Below are 26,025 nucleotides of genomic sequence, written 5' to 3'. Positions count from 1 at the left end.
CGATGCTCCCGGCGTCAGCTGACGGAGCCTTCTCGGTCCGCTCCTCGGTCGCTGGCGCTCCCTGCGATGCTCCCGGCGTCAGCTGACGGAGCCTTCTCGGTCCGCTCCTCGGTCGCTGGCGCTCCCTGCGATGCTCCCGGCGTCAGCTGACGGTGTAGCCGCGGGCCGCGACGGCGGCGGCGCAGACGTCCTCGTCCTGCTGGCCGGTGCCGCCACTGCCGCCCAGCGCGCCGAGCAGCGTGCCGTCGGAGTACACCGGCACGGCGCCGGTCTGCGGGGTGAACTTGCCGCCGGTCATCGTGGTGATCGCCGAGGCGAAGTTCGGCATCGGCTCCATCTTCGCCTTCTGGGCCGCGCTGGGGCCGCCGTAGGCGGCCGCCGTCCACGCCTTGCCCTGAGCGACGTCGGCGGAGATCCACGGCGCGCCGTCCATCCGGATGAGCGCGACGAGGTGGCCGCTGGGGTCCATCACGGCGAAGGACATCGGGACGCCGAGCTTCGTCGACTCCTCCCGCGCGGCCTGGAGCAAGGACAGGGCCTGGTCATGTGTCAGCACCGGGCCACCTTCGCCCCCACCGGGTCCCGTCGGCAAGCCGGCGAGGTCCGGACGGCGACGGGCCGGGCACCGCACGGCCTTCGGGTGTCCTGTGAACGGGCCGCGATCGCGGCGGCCGCCGGGTACGCGGCGCCCACCCCGCCGGCCGGGCTCTCAGAACCCTCCCAGGACCTCCCAGGCCCCGGTCAGCGCGGTCCACCACGCTCCCGGCCATGACGACGATCCAGGTGCAGGGGCTGACCAAGCGGTACGGCGCGCAGACCGTGGTGGACGACCTGTCGTTCACCGTGGAGCCGGGGCAGGTGACCGGTTTCCTCGGCCCGAACGGCGCCGGCAAGTCCACGACGCTGAAGATCATCGTCGGGCTGGCCGCGCCCACTCGTGGGTCGGTCACCGTCGGCGGCCGTCGCTACCGCGACCTCCCGGTGCCACTGACCGAGGTCGGCGCGCTGCTCGACGCCGGCGCCGTGCACCCCAGCCGGACGGCGTACGACCACCTGCTGGCCCTCGCGGTGAGCAACGGTCTCCCCCGGAGGCGAGTCGACGACGTGCTCGCCCGGACCGGGATGGACGGTGCGGCCGGCAAGCGCACCGGCGGGTTCTCCCTCGGCATGCGCCAGCGACTCGGCATCGCGGCCACGTTGCTCGGCGACCCGCGGGTGCTGCTGTTCGACGAGCCGGTGAACGGGCTCGACCCCGAGGGCATCCGGTGGATCCGGGACTTCATGCGCTCCCTGGCCCGCGAGGGCCGCACCGTCCTGGTCTCCAGCCACCTGATGAGCGAGATGGCGCAGACCGCCGACCACCTGGTGGTCATCGGCCGGGGGCGGCTCATCGCCGACATGGGCATCGGCGACCTGATGCGCTCGACCAGCGAGGGCACCGTCCTGGTCCGCACCCCCGAGGCCGGGGCCTTCTCCCGGTGGCTGACCCAGGCCGGGGGCACCGTCCGCGAGGGGCTGGAGTCCTCGCTGGTCGTCACCGGTCTCTCCGGCGCGGAGATCGGCCGGCTCGCCGCCCGTCACGGCACTCCGCTCAGCGAGCTCACCCCCCAGGTCGCCTCGCTGGAGGACGCCTTCATGGAGCTGACCCGGGAGAGCGTCGAGTACCAGGGGGCGCCGGCATGACCGCCCCCACGGCCGACGCGGCAGCCCCCACCCGACACCCGTCCTTCGCGCACACCGTCCGCGCGGAGTGGATCAAGCTCCGCAGCCTGCGCTCGACCTGGTACACGCTGGCCGGCCTCGTCGTGGTCGGGCTCGGCATCACCTGGCTGGCCACGGGCTCCGCCGCGGAGGTGTACGCGGGCGCCACCGCCGACGGCGAGGCGTGGGACCCGACCAACCTCAGTCTGACCTCGTACCTCATCGCCCAGCTGATCATCGGGGTGCTCGGCATCCTCGTCGTCACCTCGGAGTACGCGACGGGGCTGATCCAGACGACCCTCGCGGCCACCCCCAACCGCAGCCGGCTGCTGGCGGGCAAGCTGGTGGTGTCCACCGCCGTCGCCGTGGTGGCCGGCCAGCTGCTGATGTTCGCCATCTTCTTCCTGGGGCAGCTGGTCATCGGTGGGCAGGACGTGCCCAACGCATCGATCGGCGACCCCGGGGTGCTCTCCGCCGTCGTCGGTGGCGGGCTCTACCTCGCCGCGATCGCGCTGCTCGCCGTCGGCCTCGGCACGATCCTGCGGGCCACGGCCGGGGCACTGGCCACCCTGGTCGGGATCATCTTCCTGGTCCCCGCCATGGCGGCGCTCTTCCCCTCGTGGCTGCAGGGCCTGGTCGACTTCTGGCCGAGCCAGGGCGCAGCTGCGGTCATGGCGACGGTGCCGGTCCCCGACCAGCCGCACCCCTGGCTGAACCTGGGCGGGATGTTCCTCGGCGTCCTGGCCGTGCTGGTCGGTGCGTTCGTCGTCTTCCGGCGCCGCGACGTATGATGCCGGTCCCCACGATGCGGCTCCGCGGCTCGCTCCCGGCGGGCACCCGCCGGGAAGTGGCCGCGGGGCTGACCGCGACGGTCGCCGCCCTGCTCGCCATGACGGGCACCACGGTGACCGGGCTGGTGCTGCTCGGTGCCGGCCCGACCGGTGGGCTCACCTCGCTGGCGGCGGCCGTCGTCGCGCTGGCGGTGGGGCTCGCAGGCGGCGCCGCGGCGGGGTTCCTCGGGCGGCTGCTCGTCGACCGGTTCGGGGGCCGGTGGTCCCTACGCTGGCCGGCGTGCGGGGACCAGGTGCGGCGATGACGTCCGGAACGGGTACCGAGCGGCTGCTGGTGGTGGACGACGACGACACCGTCCGGGAGCTGCTCTCCGCGGCGCTGCGGTTCGCCGGGTTCGAGGTGGCCTCCGCCGCGACCGGGACAGCGGCGGTCGCCGCCGGCGCGGAGGAGCCACCGGACCTGGTGCTGCTCGACGTGATGCTGCCCGACATGGACGGCTTCGAGGTGGTCCGGCGGCTGCGCGAGCAGCGCACCGAGGGCCGCAGCGGGCCGGTACCGGTCCTCTTCCTCACCGCCCGGGACCGGCAGGCCGACAAGGTCACCGGGCTCTCGCTCGGTGCCGACGACTACGTGACGAAGCCCTTCGACCTGGAGGAGCTGATCTCCCGGATCCGGGCGGTCCTCCGACGTACCAGAGGCCACCACACCGACGTGCTGACGGTCGGCACGCTGGCGCTGGACGCAGACGGACACCAGGTGACCCGGGCCGGGCAGCCGGTCCGGGTCTCCCCCACCGAGTTCCGGCTGCTGCGCTACCTGATGGAGAACGCCGGACGGGTGGTGTCCAAGACGCAGATCCTGGACCGGGTCTGGCACTACGACTTCGGCGGTGACGCCAGCATCGTCGACACCTACATCTCCGACCTGCGGCGCAAGGTCGACGTCGAGGAGCCGAAGCTCATCCAGACCGTGCACGGCGTGGGCTACGTGATCCGAGAGCCCCGCCGGTGAGGCTGCTGCGCCGGGCCACGCTGGGCCGGTTCTCGCTGGGCCGGTTCTCGCTGCGGGCCCGGTTGCTCCTGCTCACCGCGGGCCTGCTGCTGGCCGGCCTGAGCCTCGTCGGCGCCCTCGTCTCCGACGAGCTGCAGCGTTACCAGCTGGACCGGCTGGACGGCCAGCTGCGCTCCTTCAGCGATCTGGTGGCCCAGGCGGTGCCCTCCGATCCGCGGGCGGTCGAGGGCACCACTCCCCGCCCCGACCTGCTGGACGCCGCCCTGGAGCTGGTCGGCACGCCCTACCTGGTCCACCTGGCCGCGGACGGCACGGTGCTGGGCGACCTGCACTCCACCCGGCTGGACGACGCCTCGCTGCCGACGACCGACCGGCTCGGCACGGTGCCCACTGACGGCTCGGCCGTCGACCTGCCCGCCGCGGACGGCTCGGGACGCTGGCGGGCCGTCGCCCGGCCGGCCAGCGGCTGGCCCGGGACGGTGGTCGCCGCCGCACCGCTCGCCGAGCTCGACGCCACCATCGCCCGGTTGCGGACCGCCAGCGTCGTCAGCGGGGCCGTGCTGCTGGTCCTGCTGACCGCGGTCGGCTGGTTCGCCCTCGGCCGGGGGCTGCGACCGCTGCGGCGCATCGAGTCCACGGCAGCAGCGATCGCCGCCGGGGACCTGACCCAGCGCGTGCCCGGACTGGCACCGTCCAGCACCGAGATCGGGCACCTCGGGGAGTCGCTGAACACCATGCTCGGGCAGCTGGAGCAGGCCTTCGCCGACCGGTCCGCGTCGGAGACCCGGATGCGCTCCTTCGTCTGGGACGTCAGCCACGAGCTGCGCACCCCGCTCTTCGGCATCACCGGCACGACGGAGCTCTACCGGATGAGGGCCCTGCCCGAACGGGCGGACGTCGACCAGGCGATGCACCGCATCGCCCGAGAGGCCACCCGGCTCACCGCGCTGACCCAGGACCTGCTGCTGCTCGCCCAGCTCGACGAGATGCCCGAGGGCCAGCTCGACCGGGCCCCGATGGACCTGCGCACCCTCGCCAACGACGCCCGGCTCGACCTGCGTGCGCTCGACCCGACCCGTCCCGTGGAGCTCGCCGGCCCGGACGGCAGCGGCCCACCCGCGGCCGCGTCGGTGCACGCCGACGAGGCGCAGCTCCGGCAGGTCGTCACCAACCTGGTGGGCAACGCCGCCGCGCACACCCCGCCGGGCACGCCCGTCCGGATCGGCGTGGGCACGGTCGCCGGCCGCGCCGTGCTCGACGTGCTGGACCAGGGCCCGGGGATGACCGCGGAGCAGGCGGAGCGGGTGTTCGACCGCTTCTACCGGGCCGACCGCTCGCGCAGCCGGTCCGGCGGCGCCAGCGCGGGCCTCGGGCTGGCCATCGCCCGGTCGCTCGCCCGGGCACACGACGGCGACGTCGAGCTGCGGACCGCCCCCGGCGCCGGCGCCCGCTTCCGGCTCACGCTGCCGGTGCTGGACCAGCGCTGAGCCCCGCCGTCGCGGTGGGACCCAGCGCCGGCAGGTCAGACCGCGTCGAGCGGACGGAGCTGCGGCGAGGTGGCCCGCAGCTGGGCGGCGGCCAGCACCCCGATCGCGGCGAGCGAGTTGCGGATCGTCCCCTCGAACACCCACTGGACGGCCTCGGCCAGCGGCACCCGCTGCACGGTCATGTCCAGCTCCTCGTGCTCGACCACGAACCCGTCGGGGCGGGCAACGTCGCTCAGCCCCTCGGCCAGGTACAACAGCACGAGCTCGTCGCAGAACCCCGGCGAGGGGTGGTGGGTGGTGAGCAGCGACCAGCGCTCCGCCGACAGCTGCACCTCCTCGGCCAGCTCCCGGCGGGCGGCGTCCACGGGCGCCTCGCCGTCGACGTCGAGCAGCCCGGCCGGCACCTCCCACAGGTGCTCCCCGACGGGATGCCGGTACTGGCGCAGCATCACCACCCGGTCCTGGTCGTCCAGGGCGACGATGCCGACCGCGCCGGGGTGGTGCACGACCTCGCGCCCGCTCTCGCCGCCGCCGGGCATCGCCACGGTGTCCTTGCGCAGCGAGATGATCCGGCCGGCGTAGAGCTCCTCGGAGGCCACCACGTCGTAGGAGTGGGCCATCAGATGCCGACCTGCTCGCCCTCGGGCACCGGCAGCCGGGCGGCGTCCTGGTAGCCGGCGGCGGCCTGCACGAAGGCGGCGAACAGCGGGTGCGGCCGGGTGGGCCGGCTCTTCAGCTCCGGGTGCGCTTGGGTGCCGACGAAGAACGGGTGGACGTCGGCGGGCAGCTCGGCGAACTCGACCAGGGTGCCGTCGGGCGAGGTGCCGGAGAAGACCAGCCCGGCCTCGGTCAGCCGGTCGCGGTAGGCGTTGGCCACCTCGTACCGGTGCCGGTGCCGCTCGGTGACCTCGGTGGCGCCGTAGGCGGCCGCGACGACCGAGCCCTTCTGCAGCGCGGCCGGGTAGCTGCCCAGCCGCATGGTGCCGCCCATGTCGCCCCGGCCGGCCACCACGTCGAGCTGGGTGGCCATGGTGGAGATGACCGGGTCGGGGGTCTCCGGGTCGAACTCGGTGGAGTTCGCGCCCTCGATGCCGGCCAGGTCCCGGGCCACCTCGATGACCATGCACTGCAGGCCCAGGCACAGCCCCAGGGTGGGGATGCCGTTGACCCGGGCGTGCTGGATCGCGCCGAGCTTGCCCTCGATGCCGCGCACCCCGAACCCACCGGGAACGCAGACGCCGTCCACCCCGGCCAGCGCGGCCGCGGCGCCCTCGGGGGTCGCGCAGTCGTCGGAGGGCACCCAGCGGATCTGCACCCGCGAGCGGTGGGCGAAGCCACCGGCCCGCAACGCCTCGGTGACCGAGAGGTAGGCGTCGGGCAGGTCGATGTACTTGCCGACCAGCGCCACGGTGACCGTCTGCTTCGGGTCGTGCACCCGGTCCAGCAGGTCGCCCCACACGGTCCAGTCGACGTCCCGGAAGGGCAGGCCCAGCCGGCGGACGACGTAGGCGTCCAGCCCCTCGCGGTGCAGCACCTTGGGGATGTCGTAGATCGACGGGGCGTCCGGGCAGGAGGTGACCCCCTCGGCGTCCACGTCGCACATCAGGCCGATCTTGCGCTTGATGCCCTCGGAGATCTCCCGGTCCGACCGGCAGACCAGCGCGTCGGGCTGGATGCCGATGCTGCGCAGCTGGGCGACCGAGTGCTGGGTGGGCTTGGTCTTCAGCTCACCGGAGGGGGCGATGTAGGGGATCAGCGAGATGTGCAGGAAGAAGCAGTTGTCCCGGCCGATCTCGTGCCGCACCTGACGGGCGGCCTCCAGGAACGGCAGGGACTCGATGTCACCGACCGTGCCGCCGACCTCGGTGATGACCACGTCGACCCGCTCCGGGCCCTCTGCCACGGCCATGATGCGCGACTTGATCTCGTTGGTGATGTGCGGGATCACCTGCACCGTGTCGCCCAGGTACTCCCCGCGCCGCTCCTTGGCGATCACGTCGGAGTACACCTGGCCGGTGGTCACGTTGGCCCGGCCGGTGAGGTCGGTGTCCAGGAACCGCTCGTAGTGCCCGATGTCCAGGTCGGTCTCGGCGCCGTCCTCGGTGACGAACACCTCGCCGTGCTGGAAGGGGTTCATCGTCCCCGGGTCCACGTTGAGGTACGGGTCCAGCTTCTGCATCGTGACCCGCAGGCCACGGCTGGAGAGCAACGCCCCCAGAGAACTTGCTGTCAGTCCCTTGCCCAGTGACGACACGACGCCGCCGGTGACGAAGACGAACTTCGTCGGCTGGGAGTTGGGGAGAAGAGGTCCGCGGTCACGAGGTTCTGCCAGTCGACCCACGGACGCCCACGTTAACACGGGCTCCCGGGGCCCCCGTCGCCGCTCCCGGCGCCCGACCCGGGAGCGGCGGGGCGGCCCCGTCGCCGCCCGGTGCACTGGCGACCAGCCACACCAGCAGGGGCACCAGGAGGGTGGCGGCGGTCGCCGGGAGGGCGACGCCGCTGTCGTTGACCAGTGCGCCCAGGGTCAGGCTCAGCGCGACCGCCACGAGCCCGGCCCGCAGCACCCGCAGGTCGGCGGCGGGCAGCCCCGCGGCGGGGTGACCCGGGCGGGTGCGCAGCAGCCCGCCGGGGCGCAGCAGCCACACCGCGGCGACCAGGGCGACCAGCAGCATCCAGGCCAGCGGGCTGCCCAGCAGGATGTTGAGGTTGGCCTGGGCCTTCCGGCTCACCACGGTCCAGGCCTCGCCGTCCAGCAGCTGCCCGACGAAGCGGCCCAGGTGGCTGCGCTCGTCGGCCGGGCCGAGCCAGTCGAGCACCGCGACGGAGCCGACGGCCAGCACGGCGACGGCGAGCACCGCCACCAGCCGGACCACCGTGACCCGGATGTGGCCCAGCAGCATCCCGAGCACCAGGAACCCGGGGACGGCGGCCAGCACTCCCCCGAAGTCCCGGCCCAGCGACGGTGCACCGATCACGACCACGGTGCCCACCCCGGCTCCCAGCACCGGCAGGAGCCAGTGCCGACGACCGGGTGTGCCCGCCCGGCGGGCCACCGCGGCAGCCGCTGCGGCGGTGAGCAGCAGGGAGCTGACCGCCAGCAGCCCGAAGCTCAGGTTGCCGTACCCGGTGAACCGGCCGGCGACGATGGCGTCGTAGCCCAGCAGGCCGTCGAGCTCGAGGTGGGAGCCGGTGAGCACATCGCCCACCAGGGTCCCCAGGGTGATGACCAGGACGGCGACCGCCGGCCCCAGCCGGGCCCGCCGCCACGGCCCCAGCGCGGCGACCGCGGTCACCGCGACGGTGCAGCCGAGCACCGAGCCGGCCAGTGCCGGCCGCGGGGCCGAGCTGAGCTCCCAGGGCACCAGGTTGGCCAGGTAGGTCGACACCGGGACGGCGGCGACGGCGAGCGCGGCGACCCGCAGCGCCGCCGTCCGGCGCCGTCCCGGGGTGCGCTGCTGCAGCCAGGTCCGCACCCGCCCGTGGCCCCGGGCCCGGCCGGGGAACCAACCGGTGGCCCAGCCGCCCAGGCCGAGCAGCCCCAGCACGACCAGCGCGCCGTTGAGCAGCACCAGCAGCCAGAAGGTGGTGCCGGTGCTTCGGTAGTGCACGACCGCGCGGGTGTTGACCTGCTCCAGCTCGGCGACCGCGGTCGCCAGGTCGGGCCGGTCGCCGGCCACCCGGAACGGCTGCCCGTTCATCGAGGCGACCCGGTCCAGGCCCAGTGCCTGCAGGACCGTGGGCGCGACGTCGATCAGCTGGACGAAGGGCGCCCGGCCGGTGCTCGCGCTGGTCAGCCAGCCCGGCGCCACCCCCGGCCCGTTGGCCAGCCCCACGTGCAGCTGCGGCCGGCCGCCGTTGACCTCCGAGACCCCCTGCAGCAGGAACAGCGTGTCCCCGGGCAGCTCGGCCACCGCGTCGCGCAGCCGGCCGACGGTCTGGTCGATGACCGCCAGGGCCGACTCCCGGCGGGAGGGCTGGGTGCCGGTGTCGGTCTCCTCGATGGCCGGTGCGCCGGCGTCGGTGAGCTGGTCCAGCGAGACGACGGTGAGCGGACACTCCGCCAGCAGCGCGGCGGCCTCGGCCGGGTCGGTCGGCAGCCGGTCGCGGACGCTGAACTCACCGGTCTCCCCCGCCACCGCCAGCGAGCCGGCGCGGCCGACCACCGTGCTGCAGTCCACCGCCTCGCCGAGGGCGCCGGGCTCGGCGCCGAACCGGGCGGTGGCCTCGTCGGCGGCCACCCGCGCGACGGTCTGCTGCGGCTCGGCGAGGCCGACGTCGGCGACCTGTTCCTCCAGCCCACACCAGGACAGCCGGGTGTCCGCCTGGACCGCGGCCGGGCCCTCGTCGGCTCCGGCGCCGTTCGCGACCGCGTCGTCCTCCGGGAGCGGGACGCTGGGCACCGGCACCGGGGGGACCGGCTCGACCGGGCCCGGGTAGCGGGCCCGGTTGCCCGCGCCCAGGGTGGCCCAGCCGTCCAGCAGGCAGGTGGTGGGTCGGGCGGCCCGCACCGACAGCGCACCGATGGCCGACTCCTCGGCCAGCGCCCACAGCTCGGGGGTGCGCTCGGGGTCCAGGTCCGACCAGGTCAGCCCGGCGACGCCGACGTCCACCACCCGGGTGGCCGACCACGGTCCCTCGGCGGTGGCGGCCGCCGCCGGGCCGGTGGTGCCCGCGAGCAGCCCGCCGAGCAGGGCGAGCAGGACCAGCGAGGCCGAGAACAGGCGCAGGAGGGCGCCCGGTCCGCTCATCACCGCTCCCCGGGGGGTCCGAGCAGCTCCCGGTAGAGGTCGACCAGAGCGGCCGCGGTCGCCGCCTCGTCGGGCCAGGTGGCCGCCTGACGTGGTCCGGCGGCCCCCAGCCGGGCGATCTCGGCGGGGTCGGTGAGCACCCGGGCGACGGTCTCGGCCAGGGCCGCGGCATCGCCGACGGGCACCAGCTCGGCGGCGTCCCCGACCAGCTCGGGGATCCCGCCCACGGCCGTGGCGACCAGCGGCGTCCCGGCCCGCAGCGCCTCCTGGGCGGTCAGCGAGCGCGCCTCCCAGATCGAGGGCAGCACGCACGCGTCCGCGGCGCCGAGCAGGTCGGCGACGTCGGTGCGCCGCCCGAGCAGTGTCACCGGCAGCCCTTCGGCGGCGATGCGCCGGGACAGCTCGTCGGACAGCGGACCGTCCCCGGCGATGGCCACCAGCGGTGCCGGGCGCAGCCGCGGGTCCGCCGACCACCGGCTGACGGCGTCCAGCAGCGAGTCGTACCCCTTCTGCGGGTGCAGCCGGCCGATGGCGACGACCAGTGGCCGGCGGTCGTCGTCGAGCCCGAGCTCGCGCCGCACCTCGCGCCGGTCCCGCCGGGCGGGCCCCAACGGCGGCGCGGAGACCGGGGCGACCCGCACGTCCCGGGCGCCGAGCCGGCGGGCGTTGTCGGCGAGGTCGCCGGACGCGGCCAGCACCACGTCGGCGCCGCGGATCGTCGCCCGCTCGGCGGCCTGCAGCACCCGGCGGCGGAGACCGCCGCCCTCGGGCAGTGCGTTGTGCAGGGTGAGCACCAGCGGCCGACGACGCTGCCCGGCCAGGGCACGGGCCGCCGCGGCGACCAGCCCGGCCCGCAGCCCGTGGGCGTGCACCAGGTCCGCCTCTGCGGTGGCCCGGCGCAGGGCGTGGACGGCGCGCAGGTCGGCCACCGGGTCGAGACCTGCGGAGATGCCCACCGGACGGAAGTCGGCGCCGGTGGCGGTGAAGCCGAACAGCTCCTCGGTGGCCTGCGGGCCGCAGACCCGCACGGCCGCGCCCGAGCGGGCCAGCGCGGACAGCACCGAGCGCAGGTGGGTGCCGACGCCGCCGGTGCTGGTGGCCAGCACCTCCGCGATCCGGCGTCCGGTCAGGAGAGGCTGTTCGCTCATCGGTCCCCTCCTGGTGCGTCGGCCCCCCGCAGGCCCTGCACGGCCGCGGTCAACGGCCGCCGCGAGGTCCCCATCATGACCGCCGCGGCGACGACCAGCACGACCCCACCGGCCGCCAGCCCGATGCCGATCGCGGGGAGCACGCCGTCCCCGGGCACCGGGTCGGCGCCCAGTGCCCGGGCGGTGAGCAGTCCGGCCGCACCCGCGAGCCCGCCGGCCAGCAGCGCCGGCCCACCGGTGCGGGCCACGCCGGCCAGCGCGCCCGCGCCGGCCTCCCGGGCCACCACGACCAGCAGCGCGATGCCGGCCACGGTGACCCCGATGCTGTGCCCGGCGCCCAGCGCGAACGCACGGTCGGCCGGGGCCAGCACGGCGGCCAGCACCAGGTCCGCGGCGACGGCCACCAGCCAGCCACCGACCACGCAGACCGTCGGCGAGCGCCAGGACCCCCGGGCGTACAGGGCCCGGGAGAGCAGCGCGACCAGCCCGTAGCCCACCAGGCCGGGGGCGAAGGCGGCGATCGTCGACTGGAGCGCTGCCGCAGCGCCGGCGTTCTCCGGGGCGGCCAGGAACACCCGGGCCATCGGACCGGAGACCGCGACCAGGCCAGCCGCCGCCACCGCACTGCTCACCACGGTGAGGACGACGGCCGGCGCCAGCGCCTGTCGGTACCCCTCCTCGTCACCGACCGCGGCCCGTTCGGTGAGCCCCGGGTAGACCGAGGTGGCCAGCGGCACGGCGAGCGCGGCCCAGGGCAGCAGGAAGACGGTCATCCCGGCGAAGTAGGCGACCTGGGTGCCGTCGGGCGCATCGGCCGCGAGCCGGATCGCCACCAGGGCGACCAGCTGCTGGCCGGCGAGGGTGAGCACCCCGGCCAGCGCGAGCCGGCGCACCCGGGGCGCCGCCCCCACGGGGAAGCGGAGCGAGGGCCGCAGCCCCAGCCGCAACCCGCGCAGCGGCACCAGCAGGGACGCCGCGAGCGCGAGGACGCCCAGCGTCGTGCCCACCCCGAGCACCAGCTCGGCGGTGGTGGACAGCCCGCCCACCGTGCGGCTGCCGTCGAGGCCGGCGAACAGCAGGTAGGCGGAGGCGACCACCAGGGTGGACAGCAGCGGCGCCAGCGCGGGCCCGGCGAAGCGGCGGTGCGCCTGGAGCACTCCGGTCAGCACCACTGCGATGCCGTAGAGCACCACCTGCGGGGCGAAGACGAGCAGGAAGCGGGCGGCCAGCTCGACCTCGGCCGCGTCGTCCCCGAGCAGCGCACCGGCGATCGGCCGGGCGAAGAGGGCGAGCAGTGCGGCCAGCGGCACCAGTACCAGCAGCGCCCAGCCCAGCAGCGCGCCGGCGGTGCGGCGCACCTGCTCCCGGTCCCCGGCCGCGATCCCGCCGGCGAGCATCGGGACGACGAGGCTGGCCAGCGCGCCGCCGGCAACCACCTCGAAGACGATGTTCGGCACGTTGTTGGCCGCGACGTAGGTGTCCGCGGTGCTGTCGGCGCCGACGGCGTTGGTGAAGACGACGGTGCGCCCGAACCCGGCCAGCCGGGCCAGCAGGGTGAGCACCGAGATCAGCAGCGCCGCCCCGGCCGCGCCCTGCACGACCCGGCGGCGGGCGGTGCTCGTCATCGCCGGACCCGCCCGGGAGGACGTCGTCCGGGATGCCGCACGGCGGTCACGCCCGGCGGCGGCCGAGCCGGTCGAGCTCCCGCAGGCCGGGGGTCGACTCGATGACCCGGGTGAAGCTGATCTTCTCGCTGGCCAGGGTGAGTGCGGTGACCACACCGAGCAGGCCGGCCCGGGAGCCGCGGCCCGGCAGCGCGGCCAGCCGCAGGCCGAGCAGCGCGCCGACGGCGTTGGCCCCGCAGTCGCCGAGCATCACGCGCTCGCCGAGGTCCGCGGGCAACACCGCCAGGCCCGCGCCGAGCGGGCCGGCGACCAGCCCACCGGCAGGGCCGCCCACGGTCGCCGCGGACAGCAGCACGGCGGCCTTCGCAGCCCGGCCAGGACGCAGGTCGAGCAGGTTGACCAGGTTCGCCGTCCCGGCGACCAGGCCGGTCGTCAGGACGCCGTCGACGACGGCCGACACCCCGCTGCCGCGGCGGGTCAGCACGGCGGCGACCGCAGCGGCGGCACCGATCCCGGCGACCTTCACCGCGCCGGCCGACACCCGCCCCGCCCGCAGTGCGGCCAGGTGACCGGCCAGGCCCTTGTCCCGGGCCTGCTCCGGCCGGGCGCCCGCCAGGTCGTCGTAGCCACCGACCGCACCGGCGACGGCACCGACGACGGCGGCCGCGGCCCGCTGGCCCGCCGGAGCGCCGAGCACCGCCGATCCGGTCGCCGCGGCGGCCAGCACCGGGCCACCCAGCAGGGTCACCGGGCGCCCGGCGTAGTTGGTCCGCCGCCAGGGCGCCCCCGCCGGTCGGGCGGTCAGCGCATCGGCACCGGCCAGTCCGGCCAGCGCGGCCCCTGCGGCCCCCGCGGCCAGCGCGGCGCGCCCACGCGAGCTGCTCACGGGACGGGCGTGGGCACCGGGGTGGTGCCCTCCCCGACCCCGTACTGGCCCGAGGTGTCCGTGGCCTCGGCGACCAGCGCGAGCACGGTGCTGATCTGGCCGGCCGGGGTGTCCGCGTTGTCGATCGTGGACAGGCCGTCGGAGACCGGCCGGTCCGCGCGGACCGCACCGACCAGACCGCCGTCCTCCACGGAGGCGAGGTCACCGGCGATGACGGCGCCGGAGCCCCGGGCGTCCAGCGCGGTGGCCAGCTGGACCAGGGCGGTGGTGCGCTCCTCGGCGTCGTCACCGGAGGCGGTGCCCGCGGTCAGCAGCACGGCGAAGTCGGCCGGGGCCACCGAGGCCGTGTCCCGGCTGAGCACCTCGAGCTCCTCCAGCCCGGCCAGCACCGAGGCGGTGGCCGCAGCGTCGGGCACGACGCCGGCCTCCTCGCTGTCGGCTCCGGGGACGACGAGCACGTCGGCCAGCACGTCGGCCAGGAGCTCACCGGTGTCCTCGGTCTCCGCCGGGGTGATGCCGGGCGGCAGCCCGGGGCCGGTCAGGTAGCTGCGCAGGCCCGACTCGTTGGCCGGGTCACCGAACCCCGCGGGGAGCCGGAGGGCGCCGGTGACGGTGGCCCCCGCGTCGGCCAGCAGCGCGGTGATCCCCTCGACCGTCTCGGCCGGCACGTCCTCGCTGCCGACGACGAGCAGCACGCTGCGCCCGGCGAGGGTGTCGGCGACCAGGGCGGGGCCCACGGCCTCCTCGAAGCTGCCGACCTGGTCCAGCGTGGTCTGCAGCTGCCGGGTCTCGTCCTCCAGCAGCCGCTTGTCCTCCTGGAGGGCGGTCACCTGGCTCTGCAGGTTCGTCAGCACCGGTCCGTTCAGCTGCGTGGTGCCGATGACGATCCCCAGGGCCACGGCCAGGAAGACCGCGATCAGGGAGACCAGGTGGTAACGGAAGTCGATCACGAGAAGAGGTTCTCCAACCAGAACACGAAGCTGTCCCATTGGTCGATGAGCAGGTCGAGATAGACGCGGCCGGCGGTGGACACGGCGAGCGCGGCGGTGATCGACAGCAGGGCGGCCAGCACGAGCAGGACGAGCGCCAGGGTGGAGATCCGGCTGCGGTACAGCCGGCTGACCCCCTTGGCGTCGACGAGCTTCCCGCCCAGCCGCAGCCGGGTGAGGAAGGTCGAGGCCATGCCGCCACGGCCCTTGTCCAGGAACTCCACCAGCGTGGCGTGGGTGCCGACGGCGACGATCAGCGTCGCGCCCTTCTCGTCGGCCAGCAGCATGGCGATGTCCTCACTGGTGGCCGCGGCCGGGAAGGTGATGGCCTCGACCCCGAGGTCGGTGACCCGCTGCAGACCAGGAGCCCGGCCGTCGGGGTAGGCGTGCACGACCACCTCGGCGCCGCAGCGGAGCACGGAGTCGCTGACCGAGTCCATGTCGCCGATGATCATGTCCGGCTGGTAGCCGGCCTCCTTGAGCGCGTCGGCGCCGCCGTCCACGCCGATGAGCACCGGGCGGTAGTCCCGGATGTAGGGGCGGAGGGCCTGCAGGTCCTCCTTGTAGTCGTAGCCCCGGACGACGACCAGCACGTGCCGGCCCTCGATCCGGGTGGTGACGTCGGGGACGCCCACCCCGTCGAGCAGCAGCGCGCGTTCGCGCTTCATGTACTCCATGGTGTTGGCGGCGAAGGCCTCCAACTGGTCCGACAGCCCGGCACGGGCCTCGGCCATCGCCACCGCGATGGTCTCCGGCGTCTGCTCGACGCCCTCGGCCACGACCGTGTCACCGGCGTAGAGCCGGTTGCCCTCCAGCCGGACCTCGGTGCCCTCCTTGAGCTGGGCGAGGACCTCCTTGCCCACTCCGTCGACCAGCGGGATGCCCGCCTCGACCAGGATCCCGGGGCCGAGGTTGGGGTACCGGCCGGAGATGCTCGGCGAGGCGTTGACGACGGCGGCGACCTTGCCCGCCACCAGCGAGTCGGCGCTCACCCGGTCGATGTCGAGGTGGTCGAGCACGGCGATCTCGCCCGGCCGGAGCCGCTTGGTCAGGTTCTTGGTCCGCCGGTCGACGCGGACGGTGCCGGTCACGCCGGGAGCCGTGTCGGACGACCGTCCGCGCCGCAGGGTGCCGATGCGCATGGGTTCGATGCTCCCACGGGCCGGTCGGACCCCTCCCTCCCGACGCGCGAGCGCAGCCGACTGCTCACGTTCAGTGAGCGACACCGGGTTTCGGTCGACTCGCCGTGCCGACGACCGGGTGTCGCTGCCCGGGGACGGGACCGGCCCGTCACTAGCGTGACTGCTGTGACTGCAGGGGCCTCCGCGCGCCGGAGTACAGCGACCGACCTGCTCGCCGACGACGCCGCCGCGCCGGACGTCGAGCCCACCAGCACCGTCGCCGGCGACCCGGCGAGCGCCCCGCCCGGGGCCGCGGAACCGCCGTCCGCCCGGGTGGTGCCGTTGCCGTCCCGACCACCGGTGCCCGCCCCCACGGCGCCTCCGGCAGCGGTGGCGCCGAACACGACCGCACGGCTGCCGGCCGAGCCGGTGGAGGACGTCGCCGGCCCGGCCGGGAGCGACCCCCAGCCGGCGAGCGCCGCCGAGCCGGCGGACGCGGCCGGCCCCGGCCGACGGGCTCGTCGCCGGGAACGGCGCGGCCCCAACCTGCGCGAGCAGCGGCGCCTGCGCACCCGGGAGGCCATCGTCGACGCGGCGGCCGAGCTGTTCGCCGAACGGGGCTTCGACCACGTCAGCGTGATCGAGATCGCCCAGCGCGCCGGTGTCGTGGAGAAGACCGTCTTCAACCACTTCCCGGTCAAGGAGGGGCTGGTCTTCGAGGCCGACCCGCCCATGCGCGCGGCGCTGCTGGACGCCGTCCGCCGTCGCCCGGCCGGGGAGTCGGCCGCCGCTGCGGCCGGTGGCTTCGTCGTCGCCGCGGTGAGCCAGCTGGGCTCCCCCGCGGCGGCCGAGGGCGTCGCCGAGATGGCCCGGATCATCCGCGGCAGCCGGACGCTGCAGGCCCGGGAACGGGAGATCCTCGGCGCGCTGACCGACACCCTCGCCGAGCAGATCACCCTGGAGACGCGGGCCGCCGCCGGGGACCTGGAGCCGTGGCTGGCCGCCAACGCCGTCCTGGGGCTGTACTCGGCACTGCTGGAAGCGGCTCGGGACCGGGTGCTGGCCGGCGCGTCCGGCCCCGAGCTGGTGACCGAGCTGCGCGCCCGCGGCCGCCGCGGCCTCGCGCTGCTGCAGTTCGGCCTGGCCGGGTACGCCAAGCGCCCCTGAAAGAGGACCCCCTCGCCCCCCACCGCTCGCGCGCTCGCGGCGGGGCCCTGCGAGGGGGCCGAGGGCCGGGGGTCAGCGGCCTCGTTCGGCGGCGACGGCGAGGAGTTCCCGGGCGTGGGCCTGGCCGGTGTCGCTGTCGGCCAGGCCGGACAGCATCCGGGCCAGCTCCCGCACCCGGTCCTCGTCCCGCACCGCCCGGATGTCGGTGGCGGTGACGCCCAGGGCGGTGTCCGGCGACTTGTCCACCACCAGGTGCGTGTCGGCGAAGGCGGCGACCTGGGCCAGGTGGGTGACCACGACGACCTGGTGCTCACGGGCGAGCCGGGCCAGCCGCCGGCCGATCTCCCCGGCCGCCTGACCGCCCACCCCGGCGTCGACCTCGTCGAAGACCATCACCGGCACCGGGTCGGCGCCGGCGAACACCACCTCGATGGCCAGCATCACCCGGGACAGCTCACCGCCGGAGGCGCCCTTGTGCACCGGCCGCGCCGGTGCCCCCGGGTGCGGTGACAGCAGCAGGACGACCTCGTCGGCGCCGTCCGGGCCGGGCTGTTCGACGTCGGTGTCGATCCGGAAGGACACCTGCGCGTTCTTCATCGCCAGGCCGGCCAGCTCGCCCCCCACCTCGGCGGCGAAGCCCTCCGCCGCGGCCTGGCGGCCGGCGGTCACCCGGGCGGACAGCGCGGCCAGTTCGGTACGGGCGGCGTCCCGTTCGGTCTCCAGCGTCGCCAGCGCCTCGTCGGAGACGTCGAGCTGGGACAGCCGGTCGGCTGCGTCGGCGGACCAGGCCAGCACCCCGGCCAGCCCCTCCCCCGCGTCGGCGTACTTGCGGACCAGCGCGGTCAGCGCCGCCCGGCGGTCGAGCACCTCGGCCAGCCGCGCCGGGTCGGCGTCCAGGTCGGCGACGTAGCTGGCCAGCTGCACACCGACGTCGGAGACCACGGCCACCGCGTCGGCGAGGTCCTGGGCGAGCAGGACCAGGGTGGGGTCGTCGGAACCGGCCAGCGCCCGCTCGGCCGTGGCCAGTGCGCTGGTGGCGTCCTGCGGGAGGTCGCCGTCCCCGCCGAGGTCGCCGGTGACGTCCCCGACGAGCGCCAGCCGGGCGGTGTCGGCGACGGAGCGCAGCGCGTCGGCGTCCCCCAGCCGCTTGGCCAGGGTGTCGAGGTCGACGTCCTCGCCCGGCTCGGGCGCCACCGCGGCGATCTCCTCCAGGCCGTGCCGCAGCACGTCGGCGGCCTGGGCGAGCTCCCGGGCCTGGCCGCGACGGCGGTCCAGGTCCTCGGCCAGCCGGCGCCAGACCGCGTGGGCGGCGCGGTGCTCCTCGACGAGCGCCAGGTGCTCGGTGCCCGCGTACCGGTCCAGGGCGCGCCGCTGCTCCGCGGGGCGGGTCAGCCGCTGCTGGTCGGTCTGCCCGTGCACCGCGAGCACGTCCTCGGCCAGCTCGGCGACCACGCCGACGGGCACGCTGCGGCCGCCCAGGTGGGCCCGGGAGCGCCCCTCGGCGCTGAACGTGCGGGCCAGGATCAGGCTGCCGTCCTCGTCGGGCTCCGCGCCGGCGTCGGCGGCGCGGGCCCACACCGGGGAGTCCGGCGGCAGCACCAGCCGGCCCTCGACGCCGGCCCGCACCCCCGCTCGGACCCGGCCCTGGTCCGCCCGCCCGCCGAAGAGCAGGCTCAGGCCGGTCACCACCATCGTCTTGCCGGCACCGGTCTCCCCGGTGACCACGGTCAGGCCGCGGCCGAACTCCAGGGTGACGTCGTCGATGGAGCCCAGACCGTGGATGTGCAGCTCCGACAGCGCGCCGTTCGGCGCCTGCGCGGGCTCCGGCTGCGGAGCCGGCCGCTCACGCCTTGCTGTCCGGGTGGCCACCGCCCACCTCCTCTGCGGTCCGCAGGACGCCGTCGCTGGTGTTGACGTCCCCGGTCAGCACGTTGGTGCGCCCGACGGGCGCCTCGTGGCCGGGCCCGTGGGAGCGGGCGTCCCGGAAGCCCCGGACCGGCAGCCCGAACTTGGCGACCAGCCGGTCGCCGAACGCGGTCGGGTTCATCCGGGCGATGCGGACCGGCCGCTCGGAGCGCCGGACCTCGACCCGGCCACCGTCGGGCACGTCGACGACCCGGCGGCCGTCGGCCGACACACGGGCCCGGGTGCCGTCCGGCGGGACGGCGATGGTCAGCACGGAGGTCGGTGAGGTGACCAGTGGCCGGGCGAACAGGGCGTGTGCGTTGGTCGGCACCAGGAGCAGAGCCTCGACGTCGGGCCACACGACCGGGCCACCGGCGGAGAAGGCGTAGGCGGTGGACCCGGTGGGCGTGGCGCACAGGACGCCGTCGCAGCCGAAGCTGGTCAGCGGGTGTCCGTCGACCTCCAGGACGACGTCGAGCACCCGGGCCCGCTCGACCTTCTCCACCGAGATCTCGTTGAGCGCCCAGGTGCCCTCACCGGTCGGCCGGCCCTCGGCGTCCAGCACGGTGGCCTCCAGGGTGAGCCGCTCCTCCACGTCGTACTCGCAGCGCTGCACCGCGGCGATCATCTCCTCGACCGCCTCGGGCTCGGTCTCGGCCAGGAAGCCCACCCGGCCGAGGTTGACGCCGGTGATCGCCGCATCGGTGCTGCGCGCCATCTCGGCGGCCCGCAGGAAGGTGCCGTCGCCCCCGAAGACCAGCACGATCTCCACGCCCTCCGCCGCTCCGGGGCCGAAGGGGCAGACCTCCGCGCCGGGGACGGCCATCGCCTCGGCCTCGTCGTCCAGCAGCCGGACCACGATGCCGGCCTCGGCGAGCCGGGCGGCGGCGGAGCGGGCGAGCCCGACGATGTCGGCGCGCCCGGTGTGCACGGCCAGCAGCACCCGCCGTTGAGCCGGACGGTCCTCGTCGGCGGCGCCCGCCGGTGCGCCTGGCTGGTGCTCGGTCACTGTGGTCCTTCCTGAACTGCTCGGTCGATGTCGGCCTGGTCCGGTGGGGGCGCGTCGCGGCGGAGCCAGAGGAAGAACTCCACGTTGCCCGCCGGACCGGGCAACGGGCTGGCCACCACCCCGGCGGTGCCCCAGCCGAGCTCGGCGGCGGCCGCCGCGACGGTGGCGACGGAGTCGGCGCGGTGGGCGGGGTCGCGGACGACCCCACCCGAGCCGAGCCGGTCCCGGCCGACCTCGAACTGCGGCTTCACCATCGGCAGCAGGTCGGCGTCGGGTCCGGCGCAGCCGGTGAGGGCCGGCAGCACCAGGCGCAGGGAGATGAAGGAGAGGTCGGCCACGACCAGGTCGGTGGCGCCGCCGATCGCCTCCGGTGTCAGCTCGCGGACGTTGGTCCGCTCGTGCACGGCGACCCGCTCGTCGGTGCGCAGCGACCAGGCGAGCTCGCCGTAGCCGACGTCGACGGCGACGACCTCCCGGGCGCCACGGCGCAGCAGCACCTCCGTGAAGCCGCCGGTGGAGGCGCCGGCGTCCAGCGCCCGCCGGCCCTCGACGGGCACTCCGAAGGCGTCCAGGGCGCCGATCAGCTTGTGCGCGCCGCGGGAGACCCACCGGGGCTGGTCGGGGTCGGTGCGGACGACGACGGGCGTGCCCGCCTCCACGCCGGTGGCCGGCTTGGTGGCGGCCTGCCCACCGACGGTGACCCGGCCCTCGGCGATGAGCGCGACGGCGTCCTCACGGGAGCGGGCCAGCCCGCGGCGCACGAGCTCGGCATCGAGCCGGCTGCGGCGGGCCATCAGAGCTGGTCGATGGTGGACAGTTCGCGCTGCAGCCGCTGGTGCTCGGCCTCGAAGACCGCGACGTGCTCGGCCACCGGCCGACCGGCCAGGTCGGCGAACGGGGACGCCGCGGGACGCGCCGTGGACTCCTGCGTGGTCGCTGCGTCGGTGCCCGCCGGAGCGGGCCGGGCGCCGCCTGGGGGGTGCGGGACCGGGCGGGGCTGGCCGGGCACGCTCACGGGCTCCTCCTCCACACGCGGTCAACGCCGGCGAGCCGGCAGCTGCCGGCTCGCCGGTCACCGGGGACCCGGCGACCACCTGGCAGGCTACCGGCCGCCACCGACCGGCGACGGCGCACCGGAGCAGCCGGTGGACCCGCCCTCGGCGACGGCACCGGGCCGCGCGCCGGACCGCCCGCGTCGGGTCGTCCTCCCCGCCGGTAGCGTCCCGCTGCGACCGCCCGGCCGGGACGAGCCCGGTCACCGGCTGGAGGAGGCACCACGACGTGGCGACGCTGGACGAGTGCATGACCGCCCTGGACGACTTCGTGGGCAAGCTGGCCGCCAAGGAGGCGGCACGGGACCTGGACCGCAGCGTCTCCTGCCGGCTGACCGACCTCGACCAGGTGGTCGCCGGCCGGCTGGCCCGCGGCTCGGTGCACGACATGACCGCGCTGCCGGACGGGCCGGCGGTGCCCAAGGCCGACATCCGGCTGACGATGACCAGCGACGACCTGCTGGCCCTGACGTCGGGGCAGCTGTCCTTCGCGCCCGCGTGGGCGTCGGGCCGGATCAAGCTCGAAGCGGGCCTCCGCGACATGCTGCGGCTGCGTTCGCTCCTCTGACCCGCCGGCCCGGACCGTCACCCGGCGGTCAGGGCCCAGCCGGCCAGCACCTCGGCAGCCGCGTCGTCCCCGGGCCGCAGCACCGCCGGCCGTCCCTCCGCGGGATGCCGCGACCAGTGCGCGACGGCGAGCGCGCGCAACCCGTCCAGCCCGTCGGCCCCCTCCCGCTCCGGCCCGACCGCGCGCAACGTCACCTGCTCCCCGTCGGCGGCGGCCTCCCAGCCGCCACACCGCCAGGTCCCCTCGGCCTCGACCGGGGTCACTGCCGGGTGCGCGACCAGCAGCCCGGCAGCGTCGGCGGAGAGCAGGTCCGGCCGGTGCACCGGGCCTGCGGCGAGCAGGTCGGCCGGGGTGGCCACCCCGGAGAACACCAGCAGGCTGGCCGCGTCGGCCCGACGGGCGCCCTCGATGTCGGTGTCGAGCCGGTCGCCGACCACCAGCGGCCGGTGCGCGCCGGTCCGGCGGACGCACTCGGCGTGCATGGCTGGGTCGGGCTTGCCGGTGACCAGCGGCTGCTGCCCGGTGACCGTGCTGACCACGCCGACCAGCGCACCGTTGCCGGGCAGCACGCCGCGGGGCGACGGGATCGTCGCGTCGGTGTTCGTGGCGACGTGCCGGGCGCCGGCCCGCACGGCCACCACTGCCTCGGCCAGCTGCGCCCAGCCCACCTGCGGGCCGTAGCCCTGGACGACGGCGGCCGGCTCCTCCTCGGCCCGGTCGACCACCGTCAGACCCGCCGCCGACAGGGCGGCCGCGACGCCGGGGCCACCGACCGGCAGGACCCGCGCGCCCGGCCCGACCAGCCCGGCCACGACCGAGGCGGCGGCCTGCGAGCTGGTGATCACGTCGTCGGGTGCGGCCGGGATGCCGAGCTCGGTCAGGTGCGCGGCCACCTGCTCCGGCGTCCGGGCGGCGTTGTTGGTGACGAAGCCGAGCCGCATGCCCTCGTCCCGGGCGGCCTGCAGGGCCGCGGGGACCCCGGGGACGGCAGCAGGGCCGACGTAGACCACGCCGTCGAGGTCGAGCAGGGCCACGTCGTAGGCGCGGGTGGGCGGTGTGTCGGTGCCGGCGGCCAGCGGCGGACGGGCGTCGGTCGGGCGAGGGCTGGACCCAGCGTCGGAGCTCACCTCGTCATCCTGTCGCAGGGCCGTGCGGGCCGGGCCTCAGGGCAGCTCCGTCGCCAGCCCCCGCCGGGCCCGGACGCCGCGCAATGCCCGGGCGTAATGGCCCTGGTCGGGACGCATCGCCACGGCCAGCGCGAGGTGTTCGGCGGCGAGCTCGAGCTCCCCGGCCCGGCTGGCGGCCAGCCCGAGCCCGAACTGGGCGTAGTCGTCGGCGGGGTCGACCGCGATCAGCGCGCCGAAGGACTCGATCGCCTCGCGGTACCGGCCGGCGTCGTACTGGGCCCGGGCCAGGGCCTCCCGCACGCTGCGTGAACCGGGTTCGGCGGCCAGTGCGCGGTCGAGCAGGGTCGCGGCAGCATCGGGGTTGCCGTCGCCCAGCAGGTCGAGCCCTCGCTGGTACCAGTCGTAGACGCCGCCGTCCGGCTGTCCCGGGTCCACCACCGCAGCTCCTCCTCCGCACCCTCTCGGGTGCTCCACGCGCCGCCGGTGCCGGCAGGCACCGCTCCCGGCCCCCGGCGGGGGCACTCCTACGATCGACCCGTGCCCTCGACGACCTCCTGCCCTCGACGTCGGCGGACGCCCCGCCCGCTGACGTGACGGGCCTCGACGTCCGGCCGTTCCGCGCCCTGACCTACCGCGAGCACGACGGCGACCACCTGGCACGGGTGAGCTCACCGGCCTACGACCTCGTGAACCCGGCGGGGCGGGACCGTCTGGCCGCCGCCGATCCGCACAACGTCGTCCGCCTGATCCTGCCCGGCGTCGAGCCGTTGCCGGGGCGGGAGATCACCCGCGCCGAACGCGACCAGCGGTCTGCCGCTGTCGCCGGCGAGACGCTGCGTGCCTGGCTGGCCGAGGACGTGCTGGTCCACGACGAGGTGCCCGCGCTGTGGCGGTATGAGATGGCCGCGCCGGGAGCCGTTCCTACGGTCGGTTGGCTGGGGGCGGTGACGCTGCCGGCCGCTGGTTCGGTGGCCGTGCTCCCGCACGAGGACACCTTTCCCCCGGCCGTCGCCGGACGCGCCGCCCTGCTGGCCGCGACGGACACCGACCTGGAGCCGATCGTCCTCGCGCACGACCCCGACCCGGAGGTGGCGGCTCTCACCCGGCAGACCGGGGACGTCCCGCCCACCCTGGAGGTCGCCGACCCCGACGGGGTGGTCCATCGCCTGTGGCGGGTCACCGACCCGGAGCTGTTGGACCAGCTGACCCGCGCCCTGGCCGGGACGGCGGCGGTGATCGCCGACGGGCACCACCGCTTCGCGGCCGCCCGCGACCACCAGCGGGGCCGGGCCGGCCAGGGCAGCGTGCTGGCGCTGGTCACGCCGATGGGGGCCGGCGGGCTCCGGGTCCGGGCGATCCACCGCGTGGTGCCCGACCTGTCGATGTCGACCGCGGTGGAGTCGGCGGCTGCCGGGTTCGCGGTCCGTGACCTCGCGCAGCCCGGCAGCGCCGTCCGGCCGGTGATCGCCGACTGGCTGGAGACCGGAGCGGACGGGACGTTCCTGCTCACCGACGGCAGTCGGGTCGCAGAGCTGTCCGAGCCGTCCCCGGCGATGCGGGCAGCCGTGCCGGCCGAGGCGCCCACGGCCTGGCGGCGGCTGGACGTCGTCCTCGCCCATGCCGCGCTGCTGACCGGTCTGTGGGGGCGCCCGGACGACCCCTCCTCGGTGCTGGTCGCCCACGACGTCGAGGAGGCGCTGCGGCTGGCTGCGGACCGGGCCGGCGTGGCCCTGCTGCTGCGTTCCCCCTCGCCGGCCGATGTGGCGGCGGTCGCCCGGGCGGGGGCGCGGATGCCGCGCAAGTCGACCCTCTTCGTGCCCAAGCCCCGCACCGGTCTGGTGCTGCGTCCGCACGGGCACTGACCGGCGGACGGCCCGGATCGTCGATCCGGGGCCGCTCACGCCGGCTCGGCCGACGCCCGGGGCGCTCCCCGGGAGACCTTGCGGCCGCGCCGGCAGGTGACCTCGTAGGCGACCGCCGTGCCGGTCGGGGTCCGCCAGAACCGGCGCTGCAGCGACCCCTCCACCTCCACGACGTCGTCCGGGGTCCAGGCAGCCGCGTAGCGCTGGAGCGCCGGCAACAGGCTGACGCAGGTGATCACGTCGGACTTCGGCCCCCGGGGTCGGGGGCTCTCCCGGCGGACGACGAGCTTGAAGACCAGCAAGGTGTCGCCACTGGGCAACGGGCGCAGCTCGGGTGGGGCGGACAGCCGGCCGCGCAGGACGACGTCGTTCCGGTCGATGACAGCAAGGCTCATGCCGCGAGCCTCGCTGCCCGGACAGCACACCGGCCAGGTGTGCCCACGGTCTGTGGACGCACCTGGCCGGTGTGGACGACGGAGGTCAGTCCGTCGGTGACTCCTGCTCCGGGACGTCGTTCCCGGGCGCCTCCTGGAACAGGCGCGTGTGGTCCCGCTCGACGGGGGGCGGCGTCTCGCCGAGGAGCTCGGCCACCTCGGCCTCGATGTCATCGGCCGAGACGTCCCCGAAGTCGGCATCGGCGAACTCGACCCCGCCGATCTCGGCGGTGCCGACACCCGGGCGATCTGCGTCGGCGACCTCCGCCGAAGCGTCCTCGGCAACAGGCTCGTCCTCGACGACCCCCTCGTCGGCGATCGCGACGTCGACAGCCAAGCCGTCGGTGGCCACCGTCTCGTCCTCGTCCTCGTCCGCGTCCGCGTCCGCCTCGTCCTCGTCCTCGTCCGCGAAGAGGGCCGCAACGCCGGTGAGGTCGTCGGGGTCGGCCGCGGCGATGGCGGCGAACCACTCACCGGCCAGTTCCTCCTCGCCGCGGGCGTCGAGCAGCTCGGCGTACGCGGTGGCGAGCCGGAGCTGGCCGAGGTCCGGGTTCCCCAGCGTCGCGGGGGTCGGACGTCCGCCGAGGGCAGCCTCGAGCACCAGCGCAGCGGCTGCCGTCTCGCCCAGGTCCTGTCGGGCCCCGGCCTCGACGAGCCGCAGTTCCACGAGCTCCTCGTCACCGGGCTGGGTGGCCAGCGCCTCCTGGACCAGCCGCAACGCGTTCTCCGGCCGTTCCAGGGCGCGCTCGCAGTCCGCCAGCACCGCGCGGTAGCTGTCGTCACCGCTCATCCGGGCGTAGGCCCGCAGCTCGCGAGCTGCCTCGGCGTAGTCGCCTGCGTGGTAGGCCGCGACGCCGACGGCCTCGCGGACGGCAGCGATGCGGGACGCGCGGTCCCGAGCTGCGCGGGCGTGCTCGAGCGCCAACTCCGGCTCGTCGTCGAGCAGTCCGCCGGCGGCCACGAGGTGCCGAGCCACGGTGTCGGCGTTGCGGGAGTCCAGGCCGCGCAGTGCCGAGCGGACCGACTGGTCGAGGTCCCGCGGGTCCACCCACTCCGGCAGCGCAGGGCCCGGCGCCCGACGCACGGCCGTGTCCCCCTCAGGGCGACGGTCCTGCCACGCCGGACGATCACCCTGCGGACGCTCCTGCCCCTGCGGCCGGTCACCACTGGGACGGCGGTCCTGCCACGCGGGCCGGTCACCCTGCGGACGCCCTTGTTCCTGCGGGCGGTCACCACTGGGACGGCGGTCCTGCCACGCCGGGCGGTCACCCTGCGGACGACCGGCACCCTGAGGCCGGTCACCACTGGGACGACGGTCCTGCCACGCCGGGCGGTCACCCTGCGGACGACCGGCACCCTGAGGCCGGTCACCACTGGGACGACGGTCCTG

The 26,025-nt window shown here is 75.8% G+C and carries 25 protein-coding genes; 8 read left to right on the top strand and 17 right to left on the bottom strand.

Annotated elements, in window-relative coordinates; all coding sequences use genetic code 11:
* Positions 1–142: 142 nt before the first annotated feature.
* Positions 143–556: a GlcG/HbpS family heme-binding protein gene (locus O2W53_RS16975; RefSeq protein WP_269164236.1), complete on the bottom strand. Its 414-nt coding sequence runs from the start codon at positions 554–556 to the stop codon at positions 143–145.
* A 212-nt stretch (positions 557–768) separates the two neighbouring features.
* On the opposite strand from O2W53_RS16975, the gene O2W53_RS16970 reads away from it, so the two are divergent.
* The 5 genes from O2W53_RS16970 to O2W53_RS16950 are packed head-to-tail and all read left to right on the top strand — an operon-like array spanning position 769 to position 4,991.
* The gene (locus O2W53_RS16970) at positions 769–1,683 is read left to right on the top strand and encodes an ABC transporter ATP-binding protein (RefSeq protein ID WP_269164235.1); all 915 of its coding nucleotides are present in this window, start codon (positions 769–771) and stop codon (positions 1,681–1,683) included.
* Positions 1,680–2,492 carry an ABC transporter permease gene (locus tag O2W53_RS16965; protein WP_269164234.1) on the top strand — a complete coding sequence of 271 codons (813 nt, stop codon included), beginning with the start codon at positions 1,680–1,682 and terminating at the stop codon, positions 2,490–2,492. The genes O2W53_RS16970 and O2W53_RS16965 overlap by 4 nt, the downstream gene beginning before the upstream one ends.
* Positions 2,492–2,797 carry a hypothetical protein gene (locus O2W53_RS16960; RefSeq protein WP_269164233.1) on the top strand — a complete coding sequence of 102 codons (306 nt, stop codon included), beginning with the start codon at positions 2,492–2,494 and terminating at the stop codon, positions 2,795–2,797. The genes O2W53_RS16965 and O2W53_RS16960 overlap by 1 nt, the downstream gene beginning before the upstream one ends.
* Positions 2,794–3,504 (top strand): response regulator transcription factor, encoded by a 711-nt coding sequence (locus O2W53_RS16955; RefSeq protein WP_269164232.1) that lies wholly within the window; start codon positions 2,794–2,796, stop codon positions 3,502–3,504. The genes O2W53_RS16960 and O2W53_RS16955 overlap by 4 nt, the downstream gene beginning before the upstream one ends.
* Positions 3,501–4,991, top strand: coding sequence for a sensor histidine kinase (locus O2W53_RS16950; RefSeq protein WP_269164231.1), 1,491 nt, complete (start codon positions 3,501–3,503; stop codon positions 4,989–4,991). The genes O2W53_RS16955 and O2W53_RS16950 overlap by 4 nt, the downstream gene beginning before the upstream one ends.
* A 35-nt stretch (positions 4,992–5,026) precedes the next feature.
* On the opposite strand, the gene O2W53_RS16945 is transcribed toward O2W53_RS16950, so the two are convergent.
* The 8 genes from O2W53_RS16945 to steA are packed head-to-tail and all read right to left on the bottom strand — an operon-like array spanning position 5,027 to position 15,532.
* Positions 5,027–5,611: an NUDIX domain-containing protein gene (locus O2W53_RS16945; protein ID WP_269164230.1), complete on the bottom strand. Its 585-nt coding sequence runs from the start codon at positions 5,609–5,611 to the stop codon at positions 5,027–5,029.
* Positions 5,611–7,332, bottom strand: a complete 1,722-nt coding sequence (locus O2W53_RS16940) for a CTP synthase (RefSeq protein ID WP_269164229.1) — start codon at positions 7,330–7,332, stop codon at positions 5,611–5,613. The genes O2W53_RS16945 and O2W53_RS16940 overlap by 1 nt, the downstream gene beginning before the upstream one ends.
* Positions 7,307–9,742: a hypothetical protein gene (locus O2W53_RS16935; RefSeq protein ID WP_269164228.1), complete on the bottom strand. Its 2,436-nt coding sequence runs from the start codon at positions 9,740–9,742 to the stop codon at positions 7,307–7,309. The genes O2W53_RS16940 and O2W53_RS16935 overlap by 26 nt, the downstream gene beginning before the upstream one ends.
* Positions 9,742–10,890 (bottom strand): glycosyltransferase family 4 protein, encoded by a 1,149-nt coding sequence (locus O2W53_RS16930; protein WP_269164227.1) that lies wholly within the window; start codon positions 10,888–10,890, stop codon positions 9,742–9,744. Before O2W53_RS16930 ends, O2W53_RS16935 begins: the two co-directional genes overlap by 1 nt.
* Complete coding sequence (murJ, locus tag O2W53_RS16925) at positions 10,887–12,515, bottom strand: murein biosynthesis integral membrane protein MurJ (RefSeq protein ID WP_269164226.1); 1,629 nt, start codon at positions 12,513–12,515, stop codon at positions 10,887–10,889. Before murJ ends, O2W53_RS16930 begins: the two co-directional genes overlap by 4 nt.
* Before the next feature lie 46 nt (positions 12,516–12,561).
* A complete protein-coding gene (locus tag O2W53_RS16920; RefSeq protein ID WP_269164225.1) occupies positions 12,562–13,401 on the bottom strand; it encodes a hypothetical protein in 840 nt (279 codons plus the stop codon).
* Positions 13,398–14,351 carry a copper transporter gene (locus O2W53_RS16915; RefSeq protein WP_269164224.1) on the bottom strand — a complete coding sequence of 318 codons (954 nt, stop codon included), beginning with the start codon at positions 14,349–14,351 and terminating at the stop codon, positions 13,398–13,400. The genes O2W53_RS16920 and O2W53_RS16915 overlap by 4 nt, the downstream gene beginning before the upstream one ends.
* The gene (gene steA / locus O2W53_RS16910; protein ID WP_269164223.1) at positions 14,348–15,532 is read right to left on the bottom strand and encodes a putative cytokinetic ring protein SteA; all 1,185 of its coding nucleotides are present in this window, start codon (positions 15,530–15,532) and stop codon (positions 14,348–14,350) included. The genes O2W53_RS16915 and steA overlap by 4 nt, the downstream gene beginning before the upstream one ends.
* A 165-nt stretch (positions 15,533–15,697) precedes the next feature.
* On the opposite strand from steA, the gene O2W53_RS16905 reads away from it, so the two are divergent.
* The gene (locus tag O2W53_RS16905) at positions 15,698–16,678 is read left to right on the top strand and encodes a TetR/AcrR family transcriptional regulator (protein WP_269164222.1); all 981 of its coding nucleotides are present in this window, start codon (positions 15,698–15,700) and stop codon (positions 16,676–16,678) included.
* 72 nt (positions 16,679–16,750) lie between these two features.
* On the opposite strand, the gene recN is transcribed toward O2W53_RS16905, so the two are convergent.
* Genes recN through O2W53_RS16885 form a run of 4 tightly spaced genes read right to left on the bottom strand, consistent with a single transcriptional unit; the run spans position 16,751 to position 20,607 of the window.
* Positions 16,751–18,547: a DNA repair protein RecN gene (gene recN, locus O2W53_RS16900; RefSeq protein WP_269164221.1), complete on the bottom strand. Its 1,797-nt coding sequence runs from the start codon at positions 18,545–18,547 to the stop codon at positions 16,751–16,753.
* The gene (locus tag O2W53_RS16895) at positions 18,522–19,592 is read right to left on the bottom strand and encodes an NAD kinase (RefSeq protein ID WP_269164220.1); all 1,071 of its coding nucleotides are present in this window, start codon (positions 19,590–19,592) and stop codon (positions 18,522–18,524) included. Before O2W53_RS16895 ends, recN begins: the two co-directional genes overlap by 26 nt.
* Complete coding sequence (locus O2W53_RS16890; RefSeq protein WP_269164219.1) at positions 19,589–20,386, bottom strand: TlyA family RNA methyltransferase; 798 nt, start codon at positions 20,384–20,386, stop codon at positions 19,589–19,591. Before O2W53_RS16890 ends, O2W53_RS16895 begins: the two co-directional genes overlap by 4 nt.
* Positions 20,386–20,607, bottom strand: a complete 222-nt coding sequence (locus tag O2W53_RS16885; RefSeq protein WP_269164218.1) for a hypothetical protein — start codon at positions 20,605–20,607, stop codon at positions 20,386–20,388. Before O2W53_RS16885 ends, O2W53_RS16890 begins: the two co-directional genes overlap by 1 nt.
* Before the next feature lie 266 nt (positions 20,608–20,873).
* Here O2W53_RS16885 and O2W53_RS16880 point away from each other — a divergent pair, with 266 nt between their 5' ends.
* The gene (locus O2W53_RS16880) at positions 20,874–21,212 is read left to right on the top strand and encodes an alkyl sulfatase C-terminal domain-containing protein (RefSeq protein ID WP_036341266.1); all 339 of its coding nucleotides are present in this window, start codon (positions 20,874–20,876) and stop codon (positions 21,210–21,212) included.
* Between the two features lie 17 nt (positions 21,213–21,229).
* On the opposite strand, the gene O2W53_RS16875 is transcribed toward O2W53_RS16880, so the two are convergent.
* Both O2W53_RS16875 and O2W53_RS16870 read right to left on the bottom strand, forming a co-directional pair.
* Positions 21,230–22,339, bottom strand: a complete 1,110-nt coding sequence (locus O2W53_RS16875) for an HAD-IIA family hydrolase (protein ID WP_269164217.1) — start codon at positions 22,337–22,339, stop codon at positions 21,230–21,232.
* Between the two features lie 36 nt (positions 22,340–22,375).
* Positions 22,376–22,774 carry a tetratricopeptide repeat protein gene (locus O2W53_RS16870; RefSeq protein WP_269164216.1) on the bottom strand — a complete coding sequence of 133 codons (399 nt, stop codon included), beginning with the start codon at positions 22,772–22,774 and terminating at the stop codon, positions 22,376–22,378.
* 155 nt (positions 22,775–22,929) lie between these two features.
* Between O2W53_RS16870 and O2W53_RS16865 the strand changes: the two genes are divergently transcribed.
* Entirely contained in the window at positions 22,930–24,201 is a 1,272-nt protein-coding gene (locus O2W53_RS16865) for a DUF1015 domain-containing protein (protein ID WP_269164215.1), read from the top strand.
* Positions 24,202–24,236: 35 nt separating this feature from the next.
* On the opposite strand, the gene O2W53_RS16860 is transcribed toward O2W53_RS16865, so the two are convergent.
* Together O2W53_RS16860 and O2W53_RS16855 are read right to left on the bottom strand one after the other, a co-directional pair.
* On the bottom strand, positions 24,237–24,596 hold the full coding sequence (locus tag O2W53_RS16860; protein WP_269164214.1) for a single-stranded DNA-binding protein: 360 nt from the start codon (positions 24,594–24,596) through the stop codon (positions 24,237–24,239).
* A gap of 85 nt (positions 24,597–24,681) precedes the next feature.
* Entirely contained in the window at positions 24,682–25,719 is a 1,038-nt protein-coding gene (locus O2W53_RS16855) for a tetratricopeptide repeat protein (protein ID WP_269164213.1), read from the bottom strand.
* Between the last annotated feature and the right edge of the window lie 306 nt (positions 25,720–26,025).

Origin of the sequence: Modestobacter sp. VKM Ac-2978, from assembly GCF_026968025.1 — a bacterium.
Taxonomy (GTDB): Bacteria; Actinomycetota; Actinomycetes; order Mycobacteriales; family Geodermatophilaceae; genus Modestobacter.
The sequence above is the reverse complement of the archived record's forward strand: the minus strand, read 5'-3'. Positions and strand labels throughout refer to the sequence as shown.